At 35.2% G+C, this 6,699-nt stretch carries 4 protein-coding genes; 2 read left to right on the top strand and 2 right to left on the bottom strand.

Annotated elements, in window-relative coordinates:
* Nucleotides 1-156: 156 nt before the first annotated feature.
* Together C3729_RS08770 and C3729_RS08765 are read right to left on the bottom strand one after the other, a co-directional pair.
* Nucleotides 157-2,358 (bottom strand): M20/M25/M40 family metallo-hydrolase, encoded by a 2,202-nt coding sequence (locus tag C3729_RS08770; RefSeq protein WP_104793832.1) that lies wholly within the window; start codon nt 2,356-2,358, stop codon nt 157-159.
* A gap of 10 nt (nt 2,359-2,368) precedes the next feature.
* Nucleotides 2,369-4,930, bottom strand: coding sequence for a BamA/TamA family outer membrane protein (locus C3729_RS08765; protein ID WP_104793820.1), 2,562 nt, complete (start codon nt 4,928-4,930; stop codon nt 2,369-2,371).
* On the opposite strand from C3729_RS08765, the gene C3729_RS08760 reads away from it, so the two are divergent.
* Together C3729_RS08760 and C3729_RS08755 are read left to right on the top strand one after the other, a co-directional pair.
* Nucleotides 4,916-5,644: a TrmH family RNA methyltransferase gene (locus tag C3729_RS08760; RefSeq protein WP_069796918.1), complete on the top strand. Its 729-nt coding sequence runs from the start codon at nt 4,916-4,918 to the stop codon at nt 5,642-5,644. The genes C3729_RS08765 and C3729_RS08760 overlap by 15 nt on opposite strands.
* Nucleotides 5,645-5,766: 122 nt before the next feature.
* The gene (locus C3729_RS08755; protein ID WP_104793819.1) at nt 5,767-6,696 is read left to right on the top strand and encodes a diacylglycerol/lipid kinase family protein; all 930 of its coding nucleotides are present in this window, start codon (nt 5,767-5,769) and stop codon (nt 6,694-6,696) included.
* Nucleotides 6,697-6,699: the final 3 nt, after the last annotated feature.

Below are 6,699 nucleotides of genomic sequence, written 5' to 3'. Positions count from 1 at the left end.
AGCTGTAATCTTTCTGTGTTCGCTTAATATAAAGCGGTTCTTGATGTTCTTTCATAACGATGTTTTTTTTGTGTATCGCTATTTCAGGACTAGACAATTGTATAAATAAAAAAACTCGCCGAAAAGCGAGTTTTTTTATTTTAGATAAGTTTCTATTTAGAATTTTACCTTAAAAACTTTCGTTTCTCCATTTCTAATCACGGTAACTTCTTTTTCGTCTCCAGCATTAAGTTTTGATAGACAATCCATATAAGAATAAACTTCTGTGATTTTGCAATCTCCAATTTGGGTAAGAATATCTCCAGACTGAATTCCTGCAACTGCAGCAGGTCTGTTATCGGTAACTCCATCTATGTGTAAACCATCTTTAGAATCTGCATAACTTGGCATAATTCCCAGTGTTACTTTGTATTTTGGGACAGATTTGGTAGAAGTGGTTTTGGTCTTCGTAAACGGAATTTCAGATTTCTGAGAAAGTTCATTCGCAATGCCAAAAACATATTGGGTGATGGTTTTTACGCCATCGAAATTTATTTTATCACTGTCATCACTTGGTTTGTGATAGTCTGCATGCGTTCCCGTAAACAAGAATAAAACAGGAATATCTTTCAGATAGAAGCTGGTATGATCAGAAGGACCAATTCCAGATTCATCAAGTGTAATATTATAACCTGCAGGTTTCACTTTTTTAACCAAATCTGTGAAAATAGGAGAGGAACCTACACCTCCTACAGTAAGGTTTTTATCTTTGTCTAATCTTCCAACCATATCCATATTAATCATGGTGACTACATTAGGATATTGAGATTTTACATTTTCAGCAAATTTTTTAGAGCCAATCAGTCCGTCTTCTTCTGCAGAGAAAAGCGCAAAAACATAATTTACTTTTTCTTGAGTCTTATTTTTGGCAAAAATTCTCGCCAATTCCATCACTGCCGAAACGCCAGAAGCATTGTCATCTGCACCATTGTGAATTTGTCCGTCAGAATTCATCAGCGTAGATTGATGATGTTGGTTCAATCCTAAATGGTCATAATGTGCACCAATAACAATCGTTTTAGACGCTTTATTGTCTAAATATCCTATCACGTTGTTTCCTTTACTTGGAGTAGAAGAATTTTCATCATGTGGATTCAGTTTTATGGAATATTCAAACGGTTGTAAATGGGTTTTAAGGCCTAATTTTTTAAAATATTTCTGAATATAATTGGCCGCTTTTTTCTCACCTTCACTTCCTGCTAATCTGCCTTGCAATTCGTCACTAGCAAGATAAGTAAGATGATTTTTAAGTTGAGTTTCGTTTACATTTTCTGCTTCGTCTGTGTCTACCCAATCTGCGATGAAAACATTGGTTTCTCTCGGCTTCGACTGATTTCTATTGCTGCTGAAAACCAATTTTTTCCCGTCTTTAGAGAACATCGGGAACGCATTGAATTCGCTTTCGTAGGTAATTTGTTTCAGATTTTTTCCTTCTAAATCAATGGTGTACAACTGGAAATCATAACCTCTCGTGGAATGATGATTACTCGAGAAAATAATTTTCTTATCATTTGGAGTGAAATATGGCGCCCAATTCGCTTTTCCAAGGTGCGTAATTTGTTTTAAATCGGTTCCATCAGCATTGATGGTGTAGATTTCCATATTGGTAGGAGCAACGAGATTTTGAGCCAAATAATCTTTGTATTCTTTAATTTCGGCATCGGTTTTTGGTCGAGAAGCACGGAATACAATTTTTTTAGAATCATGAGAGAAAAACGCGCCGCCGTCATATCCTAAACCGAAGGTAAGTTGTTTCAGATTTTTTCCGTCAATATCCATTGTCCAGAGTTCTAAGTCGCCAGTTCTGGTAGAAGTGAAAACAATTTTTTTACCGTCTGGAGAAACCACAGCTTCTGCATCATAACCAGGAACATCGGTTAATTTTTTGACAATTTTCCCGCTCAAATCTGCCATATAAATGTCAAATTCTGGATAAATTGCCCAAAGATATTTTCCGTCTTTAGAAACAGGCGGAGCTGGACAAGCGCTGCTCGCTTCGTGTGTAGAAGCGTAGAGAATATGTTGGTTATCTGGCATAAAGAAAGAGCAGGTTGTTCTTCCTTTTCCTGTAGAAATTAATTGTAGATTGTCAGATTTTTTAGAATAATTCTTCGATAAATCATAGGCAAAAATCTGATCACATTCTGCTCCCAAATTTTTATTGGTGACTTGCATCGTCAGGAATTTTCCATTGGGAGAGAAATACGCTTCTGCATTATCTCCACCATCAGTCAATTGCTGAATATTTCTAAGATTTCTTTCTTGTGAAAATAAGAAAACACTGTTAAGCAGTGCAAGAACGATTACATTTTTCTTCATATTTGTTTTTTTAGAAAGGATAACCAATCGAGAAGTTGAAGGTTGGTTTAAATGGTTTTATTTTGTCAAATACCCATCTTTCGCCTTTTGGCTGATTTGGGTCGTGTAATTTGTAGGCTAAATCTATTCTTACGGTAATGTAGGCTACATGCATTCTCAACCCGAAACCAGAACCCAATCCCATTTGAGAAATAAATTTATTGAACTTAAATTCATCGCCAATTCCTGAATCCTTGGTGCTCCAAATATTTCCAGCATCTGCAAAAACGGCACCTTCAAACATTTCATTAAATGGATATCGGTATTCTATGTTGGTGGTCAATTTTACGTTATCCATCATATAAGCTCTCACTTTTTGGTCGATTTGTGTATCGGCAGGACCTAATCCTCCAAAAGCAATCCAAGCTCTGATGTCATTACTTCCTCCATTGAAATACGAACGGATAAATGGCATGTTGCTAGAATTTCCATAAGGAATTCCTACACCTATAAATTGTCTTACAATAAACTGTGATTTGTTTTTGAAAGTGAAATATTTTCTCGCATCAATGTCGAATTTCACAAACTGAGAAATCGGAATGCCGAAAATGGTTTTGCTGTTGGTTAAAACACCAGAATCCGTATTGTTTTTACTGAAAATACTCAATAAATTCCCAGCCAATTCTACTTTAGCATCTAAAAAGAATGGGTTTTGATAGCCTTTTTTCCCGATTTCATTGTAGATATAATTGTAAGCCAAAGAATTAATGAGAACGTCTTGAGTCAATCGGTCTTTTTTGATGGTTGACTGTCTGAAATTGAGCAATAAATCTAAACCTGTTGGCGAAAGACTATTCGCAAAACCTGTATCATTGAGCAATAATCTAGATTTGGCCTCGGTGTCTAAATTAATAGCACTAGGATTATAGATGTCATAAAGATTAAAAATTCCGTCTTTAATATCTCCTTCCGTTTTGAATAACTCATAATATTTATTCTTATTTCGGGTAAATGAAAACTGCGTGTTAAAAACTGAGAGTCGGTGAGAAATCACTTCATTCACGGTGATGAAATAATTCAAACCAGCGTTCACGTTGATTCTGTCCATCCCAATATTATTCTGTACAGAAGCACCTAAATTCACTGTAGAAACAGGAGAATATTTGTTTGGAACAAATTTTTCGGTGTTAAAGGGCAAGAGCAATCTTGGGAAATTCAGCCCAAATTGCAGGGAATATTCAGAAGCGTTAAACAACGAATTAGGATTTTTTTCATCGTAAACCGTACCAAAGGTTCCAGAAACACTTCCCGTAAAGTTTTCGGCGCCACCAAAAACATTTCTTGCCGTCAATTCGGCAGAAGGAGAAAACCCGAAGTTCAAAATTTGAGAATAATGTAAATCGAGCGCGGTTTTAAAATTGTATTTCGGTAACGGAATGAGTTTGTATTTTACATTGATAATCGTATCATTCGGATTACTGTATTTGTCTGGAGAAGCTTTATAACTGGCAATGCTGAAATTATTAAGCGCTAAGAAATTTCTTTTGGTAAGGTCTAGGTTTTTTTGGTTGTAAATTTCACCTTTTTTCAACGTAATCGGTCTCCAAAGTGCTTTTACCTTATATTGGTCATCTATTCTTTTGATGATGGCATTTTCGTATTCTTTTACGTCTACATTGGCAGTGTCGGTAAGTTTTTCTAAATATTGAATTTCTACGTTACCAATGGTGTATTGTTTGTAAGGTGTTTTGAGCGTGTCTTTCAAAATATCCATGGTGAGTGGAACTTGCTTTCTGCTTTGCAAAGTGTCTGCTGTAAAATAAATTTCGCCACCATCTCTATTGAAGCTATAATAACCTTTTTCTTGCATGAGTTCGGTAATTCTTTTGACCTCGTCTTCTAATTTTTCTTGGTCTAGAATAGCTCCTGATTTTACTTTAGATTCTGTAATTTTTTGTTCGTAAATATTACGGATGTTTTCGTAGGGAATATTGTAGTAATATCCGTTGATATAAGTAGGATCTTTGTACGTGATTTTGTAATTGGCTTGCGCTTTTTTTGCCGCCGAATCAAGTTTGTGAGAAAAATCTACATGAGCGTCCCAGAATCCTTTATACACCAAGAATTTTTTAATGGAATTAGCACTAGTTTCGGTTTTTCCTTGCTCTAAAATGATAGGAGGTTTCCCTAAAGAATGCCAAACTCTGTTCCAAAACAAACTATTGCCCTTCAATTCTGGATGATTGTATTTTACATAAAGAGAATCTCTGAGTTTTTGATTTCTCATTTGTCTCGGAAACGTTTGATACTCGTTTAGAATGCTGTCATATTTCGCATTCGCCATGTTATAAATCCATAAACGAGTAGGGAACAAATAGAGGTCTTTTTTATTGGGTTTTTGACTGACAAAATTCGGGATTTCTTCATCGAAATCTTTTCGGTCTACATATTCAAAATTATTTTTCGTCAATAAATACTCACCATTCGGAACTTTCTTGGTACTGTTACAAGCGTAAAGAAACCAAACGAGGATTGCAAAAGATAAAAATATGTGGTATTTTTGAAAATATTTAAAAAAATGCTTACTGCTCATAAAATAAAAGTTTTTCAGTCTCTGGACAAAAAGAAGTTCAGACAAAAATACAATTTGTTTTTGGTTGAAGGTAACAAAATAATCCAAGAGTTGAAACATTCTTCTTACAAAATTCAAGAAATTTTTTCTATTCAACCCGAAGATTTATCCTTCCCCGAAACAGAGATTCATCCGATTACAGAACGTGAACTGAAGAAAATTAGTTTTCTGCAAACACCAAAAGATTCTGTAGCGGTAGTAGAATTGCCTTCTCCTGAAATGCTAGAGCAACAGAAAATACAGATTATTTTAGACGGAATTCAAGACCCGGGAAATCTGGGAACCATCATCAGATTGGCGGATTGGTTCGGAATTGAGCAGGTGATTTGCAGTCAAGACACCGTTGATGTGTACAATCCAAAAGTGATTCAGTCCACCAAAGGTTCTTTTGCCAGAATCAATGTGGTGTATACCGATTTAACTGAATATTTGGCTAAAACAGACGCTGTAAACATCGGAACAGATATGGTAGGCGAAAATATTTATCATTTTGATTTTCCTGAAAAATTCAATCTTATTTTAGGCAATGAAGGAAACGGAATGCGACCAGAAGTTGAAAAATTGGTTTCCCAAAACATTACCATTCCACGATTCGGACAAAAACAATCTACAGAAAGCCTCAATGTTTCGATGGCGACAGGAATCATTCTAGGGCAGATTTTTTCTAAAATTTAGGGATTAGGATTTAGGATTTAGGGATTAGGAATTAATTTTGAGAAAAATGTTTATCTTTAAAAGCTAATTTTATATCAATTTTTACCTCAACCTTTACCTCAACTTTACCTTTACCTCTTTCAATGCCAAAAATCGCCTTTTTCATCAATCCTACGATTAGACATTTCAAGAAAATTGAAATTGACATTCAGCATCATTTTCTCAATCAAGACTATCAGTTTTTTATTTCAGAATATTCTGGGCATTTTTTAACCTTGCCAAAACGTGCGGTGGAAGAAGGTTTTACGCATTTTATTGCAGTAGGTGGAGATGGAACGCTGAATGAGATTGTGAATGGCATAATAGAAGCATTTCGTACAGAAAATGGCTATGATTGGGAAAAAATTTCTCAGATAAAAATTGGGATTTTACCATCAGGAAGCGGAAATGATTTTATCAAAAATCTAGGTTATCAAAATATAGAAGAATTGCAATTTCTTATTGCAAAAGATTCTTCCATACTTGTAGATGTAGGTTTTGCAGAATTTCTGAGCCGAGAAAAACAAAAAGCAGAACGTTTTTTCATCAATGTTTCAGATGTAGGAATTGGGGGAGAAGTAGTCATCAGTAAAGAAAGATTGCCTTTGGTTTTTCCGGGCGACGTGAATTATTTCATCGCCATTCTTTCTACTTTTTTAATGTACAAAAAGAAAACCATCAAGGTCACCGCCAAAGATTTTACATGGCAAGGAAAAGTGCTGAATTATGTAGTAGCCAATGCCAAATATTTCGGGAATGCTATAGGAATTGCTCCTCATGCAGAGATTTCTGATGGCGAATTTGCCATTACCAATGTGGGAGACATCAGTTTGTTAGATTACTTTAGAAATATTGGAACGGCTAAAAAATGCAAAAAAATCAATCATCCACAAGTTTCTTATACTTCGGCTCAGGAAGTTTTCATCGAAAATGCAGATGGTCTAGCTCTAACCATTGATATGGACGGAGAATTCATCGGTTATGCACCGGTAAAATTCACTTGTCTCCAAGAAAAATTGAGATTCTTGAAATAAAAA

The sequence above is a fragment of the Cloacibacterium normanense genome, assembly GCF_002943105.1.
Taxonomy (GTDB): domain Bacteria; phylum Bacteroidota; class Bacteroidia; order Flavobacteriales; family Weeksellaceae; genus Cloacibacterium.
This window is presented reverse-complemented; position numbering and strand designations above follow the sequence as displayed.